Genomic DNA, 18,641 nt, shown 5'->3' on the forward strand with positions numbered 1-18,641 from the left:
AACTAATTAAAAACTTTTGCCGTGTACATCCGGGGCAGATTAAGCTAATACATTCCTCTTTGCCAATTCGGCTGCCAGCACATCCATACGCTTTGCCCATGTATTTTCCATAGCTTCCAATAATGGCGCGTGAGGCTCAAAATTTTTTTCTAACATGACATAGATGGCTTCGACAAAACCTTTAACTCCCTCAGCCACTGCCATATGCCCCGAAACTTTATCTATCAAATCAGGCAACGGTGTCGTTACAACCGGTTTATTGCATGCCAGATATTCATAGTATTTCGTAGGAAACACACCTGAAGTACGATCATTGACCAAATAAGGAATTAATCCAACATCAATGCTGTTTAATGCTTTATTCAACTCAAAGTATCCAAGCCGGCCAGTGAAAAGGACATTAGAATATTTTTTCAAACTGATTAATCCATTCTGTTTAAAATCACCAATCAGTACAAATAGAAGATCAGAACACCTCTCAACGATCCCTTCCATCAAAGGTATATCTACCACAAGATCGGTACCCATGTAGCCAATTACACCTTTGAAATTCTCAGCTCGCTTAGCAATCTCTTCAAGGCCTTCTGTTGGATAAAATCTCCCAACATCCACCCCTTGAGGAAGATATAGTATATCCGGCCTGATGTTAAAATAGTCTTCTACCGTCGTGCGACTGTCAGCAGTGACTAGATCGGCTGTTTCCACGGCTTTGCGTTCAACTTCTTTTGCCTTGCTCGATAACTGATCAGAAACCTGTCGACGTGCAAATAAGTCCAACCAACGAAAGCCCCCTTTTTGAAAATAGTTCAACATAAACGCATTGCAATATCCCGCATAAACTAACGACTCTTCAGCAGGAGCAGCATTCTTCGACAGAATTTTATAATTCAACCTGTCAAATACCGGGTTGTAATGAAAAGGTATATATAAGTGATTGACGAATTCAAAGTTCTTTCTTACAGGATTAGTTAAAACCGAAGGAGCTGATTTTCTTTTATTCGCCGAGTATTCTTGAAATTTAACCAGTAATTCTTTAAAACCATAATTGATTAAACCATAGGGCTGATGCACGTAAGCTCTTTCAAACCACTCTGAGAATCGAAAAATCAACTCATGCTGCCGCTCCCAATTGTGGCTCCAATGAACTGTAGGAAATGCTACAAAATTTCTAAGTTTCAATTAGCTTTTTTTCTTTTTGCGGTGAAAAACAAACACCTTCATCGGGAATCCGTTTACATCCTGCGAAAAAGCCGTTTGTAGTCTCCAGCCCAAATCAGAAGCTTTTTCGAGCACTTCAGCCGATGAGCGAATTATTGACGAACGCAATATGGCGGCTTCACGAAGATTTTCAGGAGTTGCATATACTTCCACTATTAGCCCCATATTTCGCATGTCTTGCAGCTTGCGGTCTATTTCTGTCAGTTTTGGCTGAAGCTGTGCCGCTGATTGAAGCACATCTGATTGTGCTGGCTCATATACGGAAACGACTAAATATTCGAGTTTAAGTGATTTGTGCTGGGCATGTGTTTTATGTCCGACAATCAGAAAGACAACAAAAACGATAAAACCTAAAATTCTTTTTCTCATTTCTTAAACCATGAACTGTACATTACATAATTATTTGCTATGCGCATTACCTCGCCTTCGAAAAGTTCCTGATCCAAGTCTTTGACCTTACGGGCAGGTACTCCGGCAAATATACTCCCTGAAGGCACGCGAGTACCTTCGAGCACCACAGCACCAGCTGCTATGATGCAGTTGCTTTCAATCACACAGCCATCCATCACTATGGCACCCATACCGATGAGCACATTGTCGTGTATCGTACATCCGTGCACGATGGCATTGTGGCCTATAGAAACGTTGTTGCCAATATTGGTAGGCGCCCTTTGATACGTGCAGTGGATTGTCGCATTGTCTTGTACGTTCACCTTGTTGCCCATTCGGATGTAGTGTACGTCGCCCCGCACCACGGCATTAAACCAAATACTGCAATCATCGCCCATCACCACATCGCCCACTACCACGGAGGTCTCGGCCAGATAGCAGTTTTGACCGAAAACAGGTGATTTGCCATTGACTTCCTTTACAATTGCCATAACGATTTATAAAAATCTGAACACAAAGGTAACAGGATGGTTTCTTGAGGTTGAATAAAAGTACTTTTGTGTTTAAATTACTTGAATAATGGAAACAAAAAAAATACCCATCAGCATATATGCCGAGGCTACTCCCAACCCATCTGTCATGAAATTTGTGGCCAATCGAATGCTGGTAGATGATGGTGCTTATGAATTCAAAAACATAGAAGAAGCTCGCATATCCCCCCTGGCTACTAAGTTATTTCACTTTCCCTTTGTAAAAGAAATATTTATCTCGGCTAATTTTATTGCTATTGCCAAATACAACATCACCGAGTGGAACGATGTGGCATTAGAAGTGCGTGAATTCATCTCTTCGTATCTGCAAGAAGGTAATCCTATAGTAACAGTACCCTCATCTATAGCTTCTGCCGCTGATGAAACTTGTGACACACAATCAGAAACCACCGTAGACTTTAAACTTCCTAATCCAGAAGAATTAGGTGAGGTAGAGCGCAGAATCGTGGAAATACTCGATGAATATGTAAAACCCGCTGTCGAGCAAGACGGCGGCAATATTGTTTTCGTTGGCTATGATGAAGGTGTTGTAAAAGTGCTTTTGCGCGGAGCATGCTCAGGATGCCCTTCTTCTACCCTCACGCTTAAGAACGGAATACTTACCCTACTACAGCGTATGTTGCCCACTTTGGTCAAAGATGTTGAAGCCATTAATGGGTAAAGGAAGAAAATGTAAATTTTTTATTGAATTTATTGCATCAAAACATTGATTAAATCGATGTAATCTAATTTAGCCGCCAACGATCACAATTCTTTTACCCATGATGCTCTCTCTCATCGAAAAATTTCCAGGGCATATTGTCGATGCAGTCACTTTAGCAAAGAACAGCGCTTTTAAAAAACCACAAAACGAAATCCGAAACGTAATCATTACCGGACTGGGAGGTAGTGGCATAGGCGCATCCATGGTGCAAGACCTCCTGTCAGCACATGTTGAGGTGCCCATCGTTATAAACAAAGACTACCATCTGCCTGCATTTGCTGGAGAAAATACACTTGTAATTGCCTGCAGCTACAGTGGCGATACCGAAGAAACCATCAGCGCCCTACAGCAGGCTGAAGATTGCAGCTGCGAAATTGCCATCATTACATCGGGTGGATACATGTTGGAAATAGCCCGCCAGAAAGGATACAATCACCTGGTGATGCCCGCCGGAAATCCGCCCCGCTCCATGCTTGGCTATAGCCTTGTATTTCAGCTTTACATGCTAGCTAACTACGGAATCTCTCGCCTTGCCTTAGACAACGATATCCTGCTTACATCTGAATACCTTCGCGAAAACCGTGAAAAAATTCAAACTGACGCTCGCTATATTACAGTGCGCTTGCATAAAAAAGTGTTTGCCATCTATGCCTGCAGCGGATTTGGCAGCATAGCCGAGCGCTTCCGCCAGCAACTGAATGAAAATGCCAAAATGCCTGGCTGGAATGGCACCATACCTGAGATGAATCACAATGAACTCGTCGGTTGGCAAGGTGGAGATGCCAATCTGGCAGCTGTATTTATTCATACCCCTTTTGACGATAAGAGAAACCAACGCCGGGCTGAAATCAGCGCTCAAATAATTTCCGATAGCACTCCCACCGTATTGCACATTCAAGCAATTGGTGAAACACCCTTGCGCGCCATGTTGTACCTCATACATCTAACTGACTGGATATCTTTCTATCTCAGTGAACTAAATGGCGTTGACATCATGGATATCCAAGTAATTAACCACCTAAAAAAAGAATTAGCCAACTACCGTTGAGCTTGCTTTCAAACCATCCACGCTCAGTAAAGCTGCTCCGATGGGGCATTCGCGACTATGCCCCCTCTTGGGCTCTGCAAGAGGAGCTCTTTAAAAGCGTTGAAGAGGGTAAACTGCTCAGAAGAAACGGCCAAACAGTCCAATATCCCGTCAACTATCTCATTACCGTTGAACATCCGCCCGTTTACACATTAGGCAAGAGTGCTAATGCAGCCAATCTCATCTACCCGGAGCAGTTTTACATTGAAAAAGGTGCCCAAATTTTTAAAACCAATCGAGGAGGAGACGTCACTTTCCACGGACCTGGTCAACTGGTAGTTTATCCCATTTTCGATCTTGACCAGTTTTTCACGGACATACACAAATATTTAAGGTTTTTGGAGGAAGCCGTTATCCGCACTCTGGCAGAGTACGGCATCATTGCCGATCGTTCACCCGGTGAAACCGGTGTTTGGATCGATCCTAAAGGGCTACAACCACGCAAAATTTGTGCAATGGGCGTAAGAGCAGCCCGCTGGATTACCATGCACGGACTATCCCTCAATGTAAATACTGACTTGAGGTGGTTTGATTACATCATCCCTTGCGGTATCCGCAATAAAGCGGTAACATCACTTAAAGAAGAACTCAACCGCGAGGTACCCTTGCAGGAAGTTGAAGAAAAGCTTCTTCGACACTTTAAAGAGCTATTCGAATTTCAATGGCATAGGTAAAATCCATCACAACGGACTGTTTTCTATAGCCATCCAAAGCGAAAGGGCAAATCCACCTCCAGACACAAAAATGAGCCAGTCTCTATGTTTGTAATTGAGCAAATTTTGTATTAATAGTGAAACTCCTAAAATAATAAAAACCACTACTAATTGTCCCCACTCAATTCCTAAGTTAAAAGGTAAAAGCGCCGACCAAAAACTTCCGGCAGAATTTGTAAGCATGGAATAGTAATTTGAAAAACCAAATCCATGAATTAATCCAAAAAGCAAGGCAATCCACTTGGTGAATTTTCCGCCCTTTTTATCGAGAGAGATGAGGTTGTTTATTGAAGAAAGTAAAATTGTTACGGGAATTAAAAATTCAATCCAATTTTTTGAAGGTTTAAAAAGATCTAAAGCGGAAAGAATTAATGTAATAGAATGACCAATGGTAAAAAGAGTAATCGTTATTATAATATCAAACCATTCTTTGGGCTGAAAGCGAACAATAAGTACCATTAAAAACAAAATATGGTCAATGGCTGCCAGATCTGTTATATGTGCATATCCAAGCCAGAAATAGGTAGAAAATGCTTCCATCAGGGCAATGTATATTCAGCATTTCTTGCGTCCAAAACAGTTGTTTTTATCTTATCGTTTCGATATATATGCACAACATTTTTTTGCGCCGAAAATTTTTCTAAGAAAATTGTATTTTTTACTTTTAAACGGTTTATAAAACTGCTTGATACTGTACCAAATATCAGCACTGCATCCCCCTTGTCTTTAATCTCTTTAAAAAATATCCTGAGGGATTTTTGGTCGTCGTATAGTTGAAAGTGTTTTTCAAAATAAACATATACTTTTAGTGAGTTTTTTTCTAAATTTTCAAAGTCGTCGTCAAGTACTTTTTCAAGGTCATCTTTAAAGACACGAATTTCAATTTGAAGGTCGCTTTCAGTAAATCTAATCGTTGAAACGCTCAGATAGTACTCGTGAGAAATAGCACTAAATATTGTGCTTAAGGTCAATAGAAAAACCTTTATGGACATCTGACTGAAGCTGTTTTAGCAGTATCTACATACAGTACTGTGGCTTCTTTTTCACAGTTGCGTATTACCATATGTACTATTGGAAGTGTGCCTTTCGTGCTGAGTACATACTCCGGGCACTCCATTCCGCGAATTTTACTCTCTGAAAAGTGAACCATAGAGACCGACAGTAAACTGTCAATTGATTCCTGTTCTATTCCGAGCTGAGAAAGTTGACATTTTGAAAATTCTGTAAGAATAAGTTCTTTTCTCTTTAGGTTGTCAATTACTCTGCCTTCAGGAAAGTATGTGCACGCAATGTTTCTGTTCCCAAATAAAAATTTAACCAGAAAAATTCCGAGTAACACCCCAAATAAATACAAAATGATTTTCTTTGCCATGACAGGGCAAAAGTAGAGAAATCAGCTAACTGATGAGATTAAAATTTTCATACCTGGTGGCACTCACATTTAGTCTTCTCGCCGTATTCACCGTAAACGACTTACAGGGTCAGGAACTTTTGGTGAATGAAATCAACGTTTTTGAAGGAATATCAAATGTGCCAATTTATACTATACAAACTGATGAAAAAGGATTTATATATCTGACTACCGAAAAAGGCATATTTCGCTATAATGGAATTACATTTACAAAGTTTGATCTAGATGGAGCAAATAATGAATCCTTTAATTACGTCTATAAGCTTAGCGATGGAAGAATTTTAGCAATAAACTTTTACGAGGGCATTTTCGAACTTAAAAACGACAAATTTGAAAAAAGAAACATCTTCGGAATAAAAGACTATAAATATACTTTTTTCTCAATAACTGAATTGAATAAAAAAATCTATTTACTAACGGATATTGCCCTTTTTGTGCTTGACAAAGAATTTCAAATAAGTAAATTATTGGACAACGAAAACAAAGAATACAACATAAAGTACTTCTCACACATGGAAAAAATAGGAGACACCATTTATGTGTTTCCAAAGGGAAAATATTTATTGAAAATCGATAAATTCGGTAATTTTTATAAAGATTCATTACCAGGAGATTGCAGATGGACTGCAACAGTAATGGGAAACCAATTGTTTTTCACATGCAGAGATTATCCTTCAGCCATTTTTAAAAGAGTAAGAGGAAATAACGAAAAAATTTACAATGCAATTTTTAACGATGAAATTACAACATATAAAATTAAAAATATAAATAACGATCTTTACTTCTGTACTTCAAAGGGATTAGCAAAAATAAATAATAAAACAAACCAAGTTGAGTGGATTATTCGAAACAAACGCACAAATGATTTAACCATTGATTACGAAGGGAATTACTGGGCAATAACACTTGATGGAGAACTTTTGAATTGGAATGATTTTAACATTAGAAAAATACACACAAAACTTGCTGAAAACATTACTAATTCAACAGCAATAGATTCAAACAAAATTCTGTTTGCTACAAGTTTAAATAACTTTTATTCATTTGATCTTAAAACCAAGACCTTAAAGCATATCGGACAGTATGGAAAAGACGGTGTAAAATTTTTATATTACGACAAAGCATCTAATAGACTCTACTTTCAGTTCGGTAGTATTGATTTAAGCACTGGAAAGTATTACAATTTCTATTCAGGAAATTATATTGCTAAAGGGCCAGATGGAGATATGATTTTTTGTATTTCCAATAAAATTTATGTGTTTTCAAACACACAAAAAGACAGTACCTATAAATTTCAAGCTGATATGGGCGGATATTTAAAAAAAATCTATGAATCCCGCTCGTATAAAACCGTTTTTATTGATTCTGCTGCCTACATTCTCCTTTTTAATGGAATAATTAAATATTATCAAGGAAATATAACTTTTGTAAAGGACCTTCTGACAGGTAAAAGTATAATAGGATATGACATGGTTATTGATTCTGAAAAGAATTTATGGGTTGCCAACTTAGATAAAGGTATAGAAGTGTACAGATATGAATTTTTGAAGAAAACTTTCGAAATGCAAAATTACTTTACTAAGGGTAGTTCAATCTTAAAGTTGAAATACAACAAGCCCTACATACTCGCATTGTATCAGGAGGGGTTAGTTATGATACATGAGAAAACACACGAAATCATAGATGTAAATAGCATCTTAGGAAAATTTAGTAAAGTAATGAACGATGCTGTTTATTCAAATGATACACTTTACATTTTTACAAAAGATGAAATCATTTTTTGTACATTGACAAATAAAAGAGATGCAAGGGCAAAAATTTTTCTTAATGGTATTACTGATGCTAATTCAAACTTTTATTCAACTGAAAATAATCCAGAAATAAAATTAAGCAGCAAAACTATCTTCCTAAATTACGATTTTTTAAGCTACAGCAATCAAGGTGGAATTAAAATAGCCTATAGAATAAAAGATTTAGATACATCCTGGAACTTTATAAGTGCAGATGTAAATAAAATCTTCTTTCCTTATTTAATTCCCGGAAAGCATACCATACAACTTGCAGCTGTAAACAGTAGTGGAAAAATAATATCCGATATACAAACAGTAACTGTTATTGTACCTCAGTCATTCTTTTTATCCCCATTGTTTTTTATTTTAGTTATAATTGCGTTAATCGGATTATTAGTAATAGCCTACTATTTAAACGATGCTAAGGTGAAGAAAAGAGAGCTTCTTAATAACCAACTTCGCATGTCAAAACTTACTGCTCTACGTTCGCGAATGAACCCACATTTTGTGTACAACATTTTGAATTCTATACAAAGTTTAATCTACATAGGTGATAAAAAAACAGCCAGTTCAAGCTTATCAAAATTTTCTGAACTTATGCGACTCGTGTTAGACCTCTCGGATAAAGAAAACATTTCACTGGTAGATGAAATACATGTCATTGAATTATATCTGGAATTGGAGAAATTGCGGTTTGGTGATGAATTTAAATTTACCATTGATTTTGATAATGAATTGAGATATTTAAATCCTAAAATACCGGGATTTTTCATACAACCGTTTGTAGAAAATTCGATCAAACATGGGCTTTTGCATAAAAATGGCGATAAGAGATTGCTGTTAAAAATAGAAAAGGGAACGAATAATGACATACGGATTATAGTTGATGACAATGGAATTGGTCGGAAAAAATCAGCAGAAATTAATGCCCGACGTAACCTAAAAAAATCTTCTTTCGCGGTTGAAGCTATTATCAATCGAATAAATTTGATAAATTCGCAACTGAAACGAAAAATTGTTTTGCAAATTTTTGACAAAGTGGACCTGAACAATGAACCTTCTGGCACGACTGTCATAATTAGCATACCCGTTGAATTAGAATTGGATACATAAATATTGATTATGGAAGAACAAAAAATTACTGCTCTCATTGTTGATGATGAATTGCATGCGCGTAGAGGTTTGCAGAGTCTGCTAGCCGAGCATTTTCCTGATATCACTGTATTAGGTGAGGCTAAGGATTTGCCTGAAGCAGTTAGACTGATCAACGAACTGCACCCAACGGTGATTTTCCTCGATGTAGAGATGCCAGGCTATAGCGGGACTCAGATTTTTGATTTCTTCCCAAGCACTGATGTTGACTTTAAAATCATTTTTGTAACTGCTTACAGTGAATATGCAGTTACAGCATTCGAATTAAGTGCAATAGACTACATTCTGAAGCCAATAACTCTGGAGGCTCTCAATCGAGCAATTACTAAACTGAAAGTAGCCCTCCAAGCCGATAAAAGCTTAGAGAAAGAGCGATTACAGGCGTTGATTGCCAATATTCAAAATCCGGAAGACGCAAGACTTGTACTTCCCTCAAACGACGGCCAGGTTGTTATTAAGCTCAATGATATTGTATTTCTGAAAGCAGACAGTTCCTACACAGAAATTTACTTGGCTGATGGGTCTAAACTCTTTTTGAGTCGAAAGCTGCTGGAGTTCGAAAAATTGCAAAACTATGGCCCTTTTATGCGCACCCACAGGTCATACATCGTTAATCTGAACCGCATAAAGAAAATCCTCAAACAAGATGGAGGCTTACTGATGGACAATGGAAGAGAAGTAGCCTTGGCGGCCGACAAGAAAAATCTATTGTACGAAAAGCTAAATGCACTTAGATTTTAATGTCTTCGCCGAAGAGCCTTTTTAAAAATTCTGAAATAATACCTTTCATCGCCCCATAAAGGTCGTCGATAGGACTGTCGTATCCCGGAATAATGTCGATGGAGTAATACCTTTTTAGCTCTAACAGCATAAAGAGAAAAAAAAACAAAAAGACAAAAACGTATATGATTTCTAATACAATTTTGGTGTCTTCTAATAGAAGCCAAAGCTTGTTTTTGAGTTTGTTTTTTTGAGCAGAGTTTTCCGTCATTTTAGTTTAAATGCCAATAAATTGGCTACGAGGCAGTGGCCCTTTGAGCCCTCTCCCACGTGGCTTTCTGACTACCTTTTAGCCAACGAATGAACCCAGCAAAAACGGCGTAGTTCATCATGGTAAAATAGTAGGGCACAAAGAGTACTTTTACTTTTATCTTTTTGCTTTGCAAATACCAGCCCACGAAAGCCATTAGATAAAAGAGAACCTGGCCAACGAAAAGCACTTGATACAACAAACCCTTTTCGAGCAAGAAGATGTTCAATAGAAAAATAATAGGAAGGGAAAAGGCAGCGATGCTCCAACGCAAAACTCTGTGCGAAGTATATAAAAAAGTGAGCAAAGGGTGTTTAAACAGGTTAAAGGCCGGGAGCAATCGACTCATGCTCTGCCAGCCTCCAGCGCAAATGCGCACTTTGCGCTTGAGTTCTTCCTTTACATCGGCTGATGCGGTTTCCATTGCATAAGCATTGGGCTCGTAGATCACTCTGTATCCTTTCAAGGCAATGCGCATGCTTTGCATAAAGTCGTCGAGGATGGTGTCTTCTTCGAGGTCCTGTACCAGAGAAGTGCGGAAAGAAATTAGTTCACCCGCAGCACCCACGATGGTAAGCATTTCGGAATCCATTTTTTTAAGGGCACTTTCGTATTTCCAGTACAATCCTTCGCCTGCAGCTGAGGCCCCTTCGGCTTCTGAGGTCATGATGCGCTTTTCTCCACTCACAGCTCCTACCTTGGGATCGCGATAGTGTTTTACGAGCTCGCGAATGGCTTCTTTGTTGAGCAGGGTATTGGCATCGCAAAAAACAACGATTTCTGATTTTACAAATTTCATTGCTCGATTTTCAGCAGCCGATTTGCCTGCTCTTCGATTTTCGTGCAACACTTTTACGCGACCGTCTTGTTCCAGAAGCTCTTTGGTGCGATCGGTAGAGCCATCGGTGATAAAGATGATTTCAAATTTATCTTTGGGATAGTCGAGTTGAAGGCAGTTTTCTACCTTTTTCAAGATGAAATCTTCTTCGTTGTAGGCTGGTACTACAAGCGTAACTGTAGGTTCATAATCCGTTTGGTCGACAAGCTTTTTAGTGGGAGTAAAAAGTCTTTTGAGTCGTACTAATAGAAAAAGAAGCATTCCATAACCCAAATAAGCGTAAAAGACGATGAAAAGCAGAATCCAAAAGAGCACTTCCATAGCTACTAACGAGTTTTTTGGGTTGTAAAATAATGGGTAAAATACTTCAAATTGTTTTTTAGGCGAATCCAAAGCGCCTTTGTGATAGGCCCGTCGGCCTTCATTCGTCGGGCTGATGTGTAGATGAATGCTTTAGGCGTGGAGACGAGTTTTATCTTTCCAAACTTACTCAGCTCAAAAGCCAAGGTGCCATCGCTGCCTCTTTTCAAGCTCTCGTCGTATCCGCCAAACTTCAAGGCCACCTCGCGCACATAGGCTGAGCTGGCCCCACCGCAATTCAGATGTGGGCGCTTGAAGTTTTTTAAATAAATCCCTATCAACTTGATGTACTGATAAATGTAGAGGGCAAGGGGGTAGTGATTGTCGTCGTCGTAAAACACATGCAGGCTGTACGTACAAACTACATTGGAATCGTCGAGCATAGGTTGTACCATTTTATCGGGCCATTCGGGCAGATAGATCGTATCCACATCGCCTGATATGACGTATTTGCCTTTTGCTGCTTTTAGGCCTGCATTGCGAGCTTTTGCGATGCCCGGTCGGGTTTCGAGCACAGATTTTACATTGCAGCGGTCGAGAAAGTCTTGTGTGCGATCTGTACTGTTGTTGTTTACCACGATGATTTCAATTGAGTGCTTGCTCTGTATATTGGCTAAGCTTGCCAAGGTTGGCAGTATGTTTTCTTCTTCATTCCAAGCGATGAGTACAATGGAAATGAGAGGATTGTCCGCATGAAATTTTTTGAATTTTTCGGCTATTGCATCAAAAAATTCGTTGGGTACATTTTCAAAAGGCACCTTTCGCCATTTTAAGTACTCTCTGACTTTTTTAGGCACATAAAAGCGGGAAAGTTGCAGCATGGTTTTTCAGTTTTTATTTATTTTTTATTTGTGTAAAATACTCTGGTAAGTTAATGAGTTGTTTTTTTACACGTATTAAAAAAGCTTTTGCGATGCTTCCGTCTGCCCGCATTCGGCGATTGCTGGTGTAGATGTAGGCCTGGCGATGGGGTACCATTTTTACTTTACCTATTTTACTAAGGTCATATGCCAAGGTGCCATCTTCCCATCGTTCCAAATCGGTATTATATCCTCCCACTTTGAGGGCGTCGGCCCGCCGATAGGCCATACTTGCACCACCACAGTTTAAATGAGGTCGCTTAAAACTGTGTAGATACTTATTAGCGTGTTTTAAATATTGATACACATGTAGATCGATGGGATAGTGCATCTCATCGGTGTAAAGAACGTGCATAGAATATGTTACGGCTATTTTAGGATCGTTTTTAAGTGGCTCGGTCAATCTTATGTACCAGTCGATGTTGTAAACAGTATCAGTGTCGCCTGTTACTATATAGGTGCCCTTGGCGTTTTCCAATCCGAGTTGCCGTGCTGGGCCTGCTCCTACTTTCTTCTCAGTGAAGTATTTGATGCCTAACCTATCGAGAATTTCCGTTGTGCGGTCATTCGAATCGTTATTAATGACCAAAAGCTCAGCAGGAACAGAAACTTCAAACTCAGCTACACTTGATAATGTGCACAGTATTCGATCCTCTTCGTTACGCACGATCAGTACTATGCTGACTTCGGGATTGGAATGATTGAAAGTAGAGAGCCTATTGCGCCAGTAACTCCACTGTGCCTCGGGTATAGCCTCAATCGGGGTTTTAAGCCATTTTAGGTGCTCTTTTACATGAGCAGGAAGGATAAATCGGGGCATATGCTTATATTTTTAAGTTAGCTCGCGGTAGTGGTCGATGAGTTGCGAAGCAGAGTTTTCCCAATTAAAGAGCCTTGCCCGTTCTAATCCTTTTTCGATTAATTGATTTCGAAATACAGTATCGGAGAGCAGCCGCAATGTGGCTGATGCGATATCATCTGGCCGAGTAGGGTCTGCAAACATGGCTGCGTCGCCTGCCACTTCAGGCATGGAGGTCACACTACTTGTTACTACAGGAGTGCCGCAAGCCATGGCTTCAATGATGGGAATTCCAAACGATTCGCGGAGCGAAGTATATAGAAATACTTCGGCCTGTGAGAGTATGGCTGGTAAGTCAGAATTTTTAATGTATCCTGTAAAGTGAATGTAATTAAAGAGATCTGAAAGATTGTTTCTGTCAAGTATGTTTTTTACAAACTGCTTGTCGAGGTCGCCCAAAAGGAGCTTGTAGGAGTAATTTGTCTCTTTGGCTATTAATGCAAAAGCTTTTAATGTGTTTTCAGTATTTTTCTTAGGGTCGGTATTGCCCAAAAACATTACGAATTTTTCCGGCAAGTAGTACTTCTGGCGCACAGTATCGAGCTGATGTGGGTCTGTTATCTTCCGAAAATGTGCACCTACTCCATTGTAAAGCACATGCAGTCGATCTTTAATCTGTGGTAAAAACCTCAGCACGTTACCCACTTCGTATTGGCTTACAGTGAGCACTCTGTTTGCCTGGGGAATGGCCGTTTTCACCACCCACCGGCGATACATGTTTCCAAAGCGCTGATAAGGAGTGTACCCGGGAGCGAAGAGCGGATTTTTTTCTAAATAAATAACGTCGTGTAGCGTAACCATTAATGGAACATCAAGCCAAATGGGAGCGGTATTTGAAGTGCAGTGGAGCAAATCGAGTTTATCAACTTTAGCGCGCTTCGGCAACCATAACTGCTCCCAAATCGGATAAGGCGCCTTGTGAACTATGACATGAAAGTTGTCTTCAGACTGAAAGCAGGGGTCTTCGCCTTCGTTTACATATACAAAGTACTCATTGTCTTTATCCAACTTACTCAGTGCCTTCAGTAGCTCGAGTGCCACGAAGTCCATTCCGTGCTTCTTTGCCCTGTAAATTCGCTGTGCTTCAAATCCGATGCGCGCCATTAGTCTACAGTTTTACTACTTCAAGGGGTCTTACTTTGGGTGAATGTGTGAGGTTCCAGAGGTATGCTTTCCAAAGAGCTTTGAGCAGCTTAAACTCGCCCTTTACAATAAAGCGAAGCGAATTGACCGGCAACGATACAAGTGTATAAAATAACCAGGCCGAGAGCAGCTTGGGGCCGGTAAAGTTTCGACGAGCGAAAAGAAGTCGGTTCCTGTTTAAGTAGTACACCTTCAAAGGGCTCATCCCTCCCACCGATACTGACTCTCTGTGGATGATTTGCGAGGTGCCTACATACCAGGTTTCGTACCCCGCCTTTCGTATCCGCTCGTTCCAGTCCAACTCTTCGTAGTAGAGAAAGTAGTCTTCGTACATCTCGCCTACTTCGTCAATCACTTTTCGAGGCACCATCATTGCGGCTCCATGAATGTATGCTGTAGGCCTCACATCGCGGTACTGGCCCGTGTCGAGCTCCCGATAGCCAATGCCTTTGTTGCGCATTGTGTAGGGATTAATTGGGGTAGTGCCTGCATACTGCAACAATCCCTCTGGCTTGTGGTACACAATGCGAGGGCTGGCCATACCACATTTGGGATGGGTTTTAAAGTGCTCCACGAGCGGGTCTAAAAAACCTGGCTCTACCAGTACATCGTTGTTTACAAAAAAGATGTATTCACCAGTACAATGTCTCAAACCAAAATTGTTACCTCCCGCAAATCCCAAATTTTTTCCTGTTTTTAAAAACTTTATGTCAGGAAATTTTTGACCAATGGGATCCGGATTATCGCGTTCACTGCCGTTGTCTACAATTACGATTTCAATGTTTGGATAGGTAATTTTTTTTAGAGATTCTATTAATTCGATTGTCATCTGTGTCTGATTGAAATTGACAGACAAGATGCTGACCAACGGCTTTGTGATCATACGGGCAAATTATCGCTGTAAATGTAAGAGGATTGCCTCTGAATCATTCATGATATTCAGCAATATTTGTTTAAATTGAAAACAAAGCCCACACGTATTTTTGTAAACAAATTAGTAACAAAGCGGATGAGGATTGTCCTAATGTTAATTGTCTTTGTATTCCTATCAACTTTAAATGCCCAACCGCGCAAACCTGAACCACTGATAGAGCCGCTTGGTAAGAAGCACGTAATCATCGATAAAGGCATCACAGGATACATGTACAGCATCGATGGCCAGTGGATATCAGCCCCTATGAAAATACCTGCCAGGCTCAATTCCAGAGATAAGCAAAGTTTTAAGCTTAAAGAGAATCTCTTAGGCACGGATAACATCGTTGCTCTTTACATGCATCAGGTGAAATACGGCGACAGAAAACTCTATGTATTATATAAGTTTTACAAAGTAGGGTATTACAAGTATCAGGCTACCCAAAAGGGCTGGAAAGAGGAATTGAGAGCCTATTACTACGTGCTCGACGATGATGCCCTGCAAGCTATTTTAAATGCCCCCAATGAAGATGTAATGCTCAAACTCAAACTATATGATTCTGGCATATTAAGCGATGTGAAAATTTCAAACGTACAGAAGAAGGCACTGTTACAAATACGCGTAAAGCAAGAGTTTGATCGACAATTAATCTTCCACATCGACAAATCAAATGGTGAAAGCGAAATTAGATTTTTCTTCTACTCTCAGCACAAGATTTTCAAAGACACTGAAGGTGTGCTTCAACCCGAATTTAAGATTTCAGGGCGATCGTATTTTGCTCAACCTACTCTGTTAAAATTTTTCTATTATCAGATTTCCAAAGAAACTTTAGAGAATTTTCTCAAAATGATAAACCCAAAGTTTAAAGACGAAGAACCAGACTTGCCATTAAGCGATGCAAACACAGGACAAGATTAATCGATTTTTTCAAAACGAAACGATTGCCGAAGTCCTACGCTGGGCAGCATTTCTGAGTTTTGCGGTTTTCACAGCTTTTTTAATAGCCAAAAAAGGTATCGCCATTGCGGCTGTACTAATGGCTTTGCCTATCGTGGTGGCATATATTATTCTGTTTTTCCGTTATCCTAAGCTGGGTATTTACACCTCGCTTGTCATCAGCTTTGTACTGCCGATGATTAACCGGTGGGGCGATTATTACGGAATTCCCCTTCCGCCTTTAGGATTAGGTGTTGATATTCTGTTGCTTCTTACATATGTTATTGTCATTTTAAAATATTGGAGGAGGACAGATTTTTCTGCTCTTAGCAACGATGTAATGCTGCTACTTACCATTTGGATGGCCTACATCGTTTTGCAAATTGCTAACCCACTGGCCTACAGTTTTGCTGCCTGGTTCTATTCAATGCGCGGCATTGCACTTTATCAATTACTCATAATTGGGCTAGGTTTCTGGATGTTTAACAGTCGAAAGGATTTTTACAACTGGCTGCATCTCTTCCTCGGCTTTTCTGCATTGGCCATCGTATGGGCCATTAAGCAGAAATTCATAGGCGTATCGCCTGCCGAGCAAAAGTGGCTCGACGATGGAGAGCACGTTACACATGTGCTTTTCGGAAAGTTGAGAATCTTCTCTTACTACTTCGACGCGGGCACCTTTGGGGCTGCTATGGGGCATGTGTGTATTGTTTCTGCTGTGCTGTTTCTTGGTCCTTATTCAAAAGCGCGAAAGATTTTCTACTTCTTGATGGCATTGTTTGGCTTCTATGCTATGATGCTTAGTGGCACGCGTGGTGCTCTGGCAGTGCCAGGGTTGGGCGGGGTGGCTTTTCTGGTGATGTCGAAAAATGTACGTTTGCTCGTAGCTGGTTCGCTCATCATGCTCGGTGGCTTTGTGTTTCTCAAATACACCACCATTCTTCAGAGCAATTATGAGGTAAATCGACTAAGAACTGCTCTCGACAGCGATGACCCTTCGCTCAACACTCGAAAGCGCAACCGAAAAAGGCTTACCGAATACCTGAGAGACAAGCCCTTTGGCGGTGGCGTAGGAACCACCGGAAGTTGGGGCAAGCGCTTCTCGCCGGGCACGTGGTTGGCCGACTTCGAGCCAGATGGCTTATACACCCGCATTCGGGCTGAGACCGGTCTCATAGGCCGCCAGTTTTACGTGTGGATGTGGCTGTACATTTTGTTTAAGGCGATTTGGAAAATATGGAAAATGCCGGCAGGTACAGAAGAGCACAATGTGTCAATGGCCCTCATGGCAGGATACGCGGGTATTCTTTTGGCTAATTACGGGAATGCGGTGATGACTCAGCACCCTATCAGCCTCGTTACATTTCTATCTATTTCTACAGTGTACACGATTCATCGATGGAATAATCCTACAAAACCTTATAAAGACCGAGAATGGTAAAAGACCTAAGGCATTAAAATAAAGTTTTAGGAAGAGCATGCAAACAAATGATAGGCTTGTTCACTTTTATATTTTGTACCAAAAATCATGTTTTAAATGAAAATAACCATACTCTCAGGAGCCACTCGCGAAAGCAGCCATTCCACATCAATAGCCAAAAGACTGGAGAAAAAGTTTTATGAGATTCAGGAAGATTTAGACGTTGTACTGATCGATAATAGAAAGCTGCGCCTTCCCGTGTTCGACAATTTTGAAAACCTATCAAACGAAGAAAAAGACCGTTTAGACGCAATATCTAAAACGCTTCTTTCATCGGATGCTCTGGTAATCGTATCACCCGAATACAACGGCGGAATAGCTGGTGGATTAAAAAATACTTTAGATTACTTTAGAAAAGAATACGAATGGCGCCCAATGGGTTTAGTGAGCGTTACTTCAGGTACCTTGGGCGGTCAGAATGCCATGAATCAAATGGCAGCTTTTGCCAGCTACGTAGGTGCATGTCTCGCTCCTACGCGCCTTATGGTAAGCCAAGTTCAAGAAGTAGTTAACCTCCCGCACAGTGCAGAGTCAATGCGCTTTGAAAAAAATGCTGAAAAGTTTTGCAGCGATTTGCTTCGCTTCGCTCAGATCATTAAAAATGGGATGTTAAATTATTCACTTGTAAAATAAAGATTTGGATTTCTTTTAACTTTGTAACAAATCCAATACATCATGAAAAAAATAAACCTCTTTGCAGTAGTACTTTCACTGCTACTCTTCTACGCTTGTAATTCCAACGAATCAGCCGAGAAAGAAGAATCAGTCCAAGAACTACAAGACGTTGTAGCTGAAGATACAACAGAAGAAGCTGAAGAACACGAACATCACATGCACGAAAGTCATGAGCATTCATCACAACCTGCTGAAAATAGTTCAACAAAGTCAGCATCAGCTTCTGAAAGCACCAAAAAATCCACTTCTACAAAAACATCTTCAGGCAAAAAGGCTTCGACCGATCAAGCTCAAACTCAGCAGCCCACTACACTAAAAGATGCGCTCAGACAACAGCCAACACAGGTAGAACAAGCCGCTCAAAAGGCCCAGCAGCAAAGCCAGGAGGCCATTCAGCGCGGCCAGCAAGCCACAGAAGATGCAGCTAAACAAGCTCAAGAGCAGCAAAGAGAATATCGCAAAGAAATGATGCGCCGTAGTCGCAATAATACTGAAAGCACCGGTGGCGGACAATAGCAACTCATTACGCTTT

General features: G+C 40.3%; 21 protein-coding genes. 9 read left to right on the forward strand and 12 right to left on the reverse strand.

What is annotated here, in order from left to right; genetic code table 11:
- Positions 1-39 precede the first annotated feature (39 nt).
- From ACK4EX_RS04275 to ACK4EX_RS04285, 3 genes are read right to left on the reverse strand one after another with little or no spacing between them, the layout of a single operon-like run.
- Positions 40-1,179, reverse strand: a complete 1,140-nt coding sequence (locus ACK4EX_RS04275; RefSeq protein ID WP_409770067.1) for a glycosyltransferase — start codon at positions 1,177-1,179, stop codon at positions 40-42.
- Positions 1,180-1,587 carry a hypothetical protein gene (locus tag ACK4EX_RS04280; RefSeq protein WP_409770069.1) on the reverse strand — a complete coding sequence of 136 codons (408 nt, stop codon included), beginning with the start codon at positions 1,585-1,587 and terminating at the stop codon, positions 1,180-1,182.
- The gene (locus ACK4EX_RS04285; protein WP_409770071.1) at positions 1,584-2,099 is read right to left on the reverse strand and encodes a gamma carbonic anhydrase family protein; all 516 of its coding nucleotides are present in this window, start codon (positions 2,097-2,099) and stop codon (positions 1,584-1,586) included. Before ACK4EX_RS04285 ends, ACK4EX_RS04280 begins: the two co-directional genes overlap by 4 nt.
- 88 nt (positions 2,100-2,187) lie before the next feature.
- On the opposite strand from ACK4EX_RS04285, the gene ACK4EX_RS04290 reads away from it, so the two are divergent.
- The 3 genes from ACK4EX_RS04290 to lipB all read left to right on the forward strand — a co-directional run bounded on the left by ACK4EX_RS04290 (position 2,188) and on the right by lipB (position 4,623).
- The gene (locus ACK4EX_RS04290) at positions 2,188-2,820 is read left to right on the forward strand and encodes a NifU family protein (RefSeq protein WP_409770073.1); all 633 of its coding nucleotides are present in this window, start codon (positions 2,188-2,190) and stop codon (positions 2,818-2,820) included.
- Between the two features lie 100 nt (positions 2,821-2,920).
- Entirely contained in the window at positions 2,921-3,910 is a 990-nt protein-coding gene (locus tag ACK4EX_RS04295; RefSeq protein ID WP_409770074.1) for a bifunctional phosphoglucose/phosphomannose isomerase, read from the forward strand.
- The gene (gene lipB / locus ACK4EX_RS04300; protein ID WP_409770076.1) at positions 3,907-4,623 is read left to right on the forward strand and encodes a lipoyl(octanoyl) transferase LipB; all 717 of its coding nucleotides are present in this window, start codon (positions 3,907-3,909) and stop codon (positions 4,621-4,623) included. Before ACK4EX_RS04295 ends, lipB begins: the two co-directional genes overlap by 4 nt.
- A gap of 6 nt (positions 4,624-4,629) precedes the next feature.
- Here lipB and ACK4EX_RS04305 read toward each other — a convergent pair whose 3' ends face one another.
- Genes ACK4EX_RS04305 through ACK4EX_RS04315 form a run of 3 tightly spaced genes read right to left on the reverse strand, consistent with a single transcriptional unit; the run spans position 4,630 to position 6,034 of the window.
- The gene (locus ACK4EX_RS04305) at positions 4,630-5,202 is read right to left on the reverse strand and encodes a HupE/UreJ family protein (RefSeq protein WP_409770079.1); all 573 of its coding nucleotides are present in this window, start codon (positions 5,200-5,202) and stop codon (positions 4,630-4,632) included.
- Positions 5,202-5,654 (reverse strand): DUF6702 family protein, encoded by a 453-nt coding sequence (locus ACK4EX_RS04310; RefSeq protein WP_409770081.1) that lies wholly within the window; start codon positions 5,652-5,654, stop codon positions 5,202-5,204. The genes ACK4EX_RS04305 and ACK4EX_RS04310 overlap by 1 nt, the downstream gene beginning before the upstream one ends.
- Complete coding sequence (locus ACK4EX_RS04315; RefSeq protein WP_409770083.1) at positions 5,645-6,034, reverse strand: hypothetical protein; 390 nt, start codon at positions 6,032-6,034, stop codon at positions 5,645-5,647. Before ACK4EX_RS04315 ends, ACK4EX_RS04310 begins: the two co-directional genes overlap by 10 nt.
- A gap of 56 nt (positions 6,035-6,090) precedes the next feature.
- Here ACK4EX_RS04315 and ACK4EX_RS04320 point away from each other — a divergent pair, with 56 nt between their 5' ends.
- Together ACK4EX_RS04320 and ACK4EX_RS04325 are read left to right on the forward strand one after the other, a co-directional pair.
- Positions 6,091-8,976, forward strand: coding sequence for a sensor histidine kinase (locus tag ACK4EX_RS04320; RefSeq protein ID WP_409770085.1), 2,886 nt, complete (start codon positions 6,091-6,093; stop codon positions 8,974-8,976).
- A 9-nt stretch (positions 8,977-8,985) separates the two neighbouring features.
- Entirely contained in the window at positions 8,986-9,756 is a 771-nt protein-coding gene (locus ACK4EX_RS04325) for a LytR/AlgR family response regulator transcription factor (protein ID WP_409770088.1), read from the forward strand.
- Here ACK4EX_RS04325 and ACK4EX_RS04330 read toward each other — a convergent pair.
- From ACK4EX_RS04330 to ACK4EX_RS04355, 6 genes are read right to left on the reverse strand one after another with little or no spacing between them, the layout of a single operon-like run.
- Positions 9,746-10,006 carry a hypothetical protein gene (locus ACK4EX_RS04330; RefSeq protein ID WP_409770090.1) on the reverse strand — a complete coding sequence of 87 codons (261 nt, stop codon included), beginning with the start codon at positions 10,004-10,006 and terminating at the stop codon, positions 9,746-9,748. The genes ACK4EX_RS04325 and ACK4EX_RS04330 overlap by 11 nt on opposite strands.
- 25 nt (positions 10,007-10,031) lie before the next feature.
- Positions 10,032-11,204: a glycosyltransferase family 2 protein gene (locus ACK4EX_RS04335; RefSeq protein ID WP_409770091.1), complete on the reverse strand. Its 1,173-nt coding sequence runs from the start codon at positions 11,202-11,204 to the stop codon at positions 10,032-10,034.
- A gap of 5 nt (positions 11,205-11,209) precedes the next feature.
- Complete coding sequence (locus tag ACK4EX_RS04340; RefSeq protein WP_409770093.1) at positions 11,210-12,064, reverse strand: glycosyltransferase family 2 protein; 855 nt, start codon at positions 12,062-12,064, stop codon at positions 11,210-11,212.
- A gap of 13 nt (positions 12,065-12,077) precedes the next feature.
- Complete coding sequence (locus ACK4EX_RS04345; RefSeq protein WP_409770095.1) at positions 12,078-12,923, reverse strand: glycosyltransferase family 2 protein; 846 nt, start codon at positions 12,921-12,923, stop codon at positions 12,078-12,080.
- Positions 12,924-12,935: 12 nt separating this feature from the next.
- A complete protein-coding gene (locus ACK4EX_RS04350; protein WP_409770096.1) occupies positions 12,936-14,066 on the reverse strand; it encodes a glycosyltransferase family 4 protein in 1,131 nt (376 codons plus the stop codon).
- 4 nt (positions 14,067-14,070) lie between these two features.
- On the reverse strand, positions 14,071-14,988 hold the full coding sequence (locus tag ACK4EX_RS04355; protein WP_409770097.1) for a glycosyltransferase family 2 protein: 918 nt from the start codon (positions 14,986-14,988) through the stop codon (positions 14,071-14,073).
- A gap of 126 nt (positions 14,989-15,114) precedes the next feature.
- On the opposite strand from ACK4EX_RS04355, the gene ACK4EX_RS04360 reads away from it, so the two are divergent.
- The 4 genes from ACK4EX_RS04360 to ACK4EX_RS04375 all read left to right on the forward strand — a co-directional run bounded on the left by ACK4EX_RS04360 (position 15,115) and on the right by ACK4EX_RS04375 (position 18,625).
- On the forward strand, positions 15,115-15,936 hold the full coding sequence (locus tag ACK4EX_RS04360) for a hypothetical protein (RefSeq protein ID WP_409770100.1): 822 nt from the start codon (positions 15,115-15,117) through the stop codon (positions 15,934-15,936).
- Positions 15,914-17,395, forward strand: a complete 1,482-nt coding sequence (locus ACK4EX_RS04365) for an O-antigen ligase family protein (protein WP_409770102.1) — start codon at positions 15,914-15,916, stop codon at positions 17,393-17,395. Before ACK4EX_RS04360 ends, ACK4EX_RS04365 begins: the two co-directional genes overlap by 23 nt.
- A 96-nt stretch (positions 17,396-17,491) precedes the next feature.
- Complete coding sequence (locus ACK4EX_RS04370) at positions 17,492-18,067, forward strand: NADPH-dependent FMN reductase (RefSeq protein WP_409770104.1); 576 nt, start codon at positions 17,492-17,494, stop codon at positions 18,065-18,067.
- Positions 18,068-18,109: 42 nt separating this feature from the next.
- Complete coding sequence (locus ACK4EX_RS04375; RefSeq protein ID WP_409770106.1) at positions 18,110-18,625, forward strand: hypothetical protein; 516 nt, start codon at positions 18,110-18,112, stop codon at positions 18,623-18,625.
- Positions 18,626-18,641 lie beyond the last annotated feature (16 nt).

This window comes from Thermaurantimonas sp. (assembly GCF_046299575.1).
Classification (GTDB): domain Bacteria; phylum Bacteroidota; class Bacteroidia; order Flavobacteriales; family Schleiferiaceae; genus Thermaurantimonas.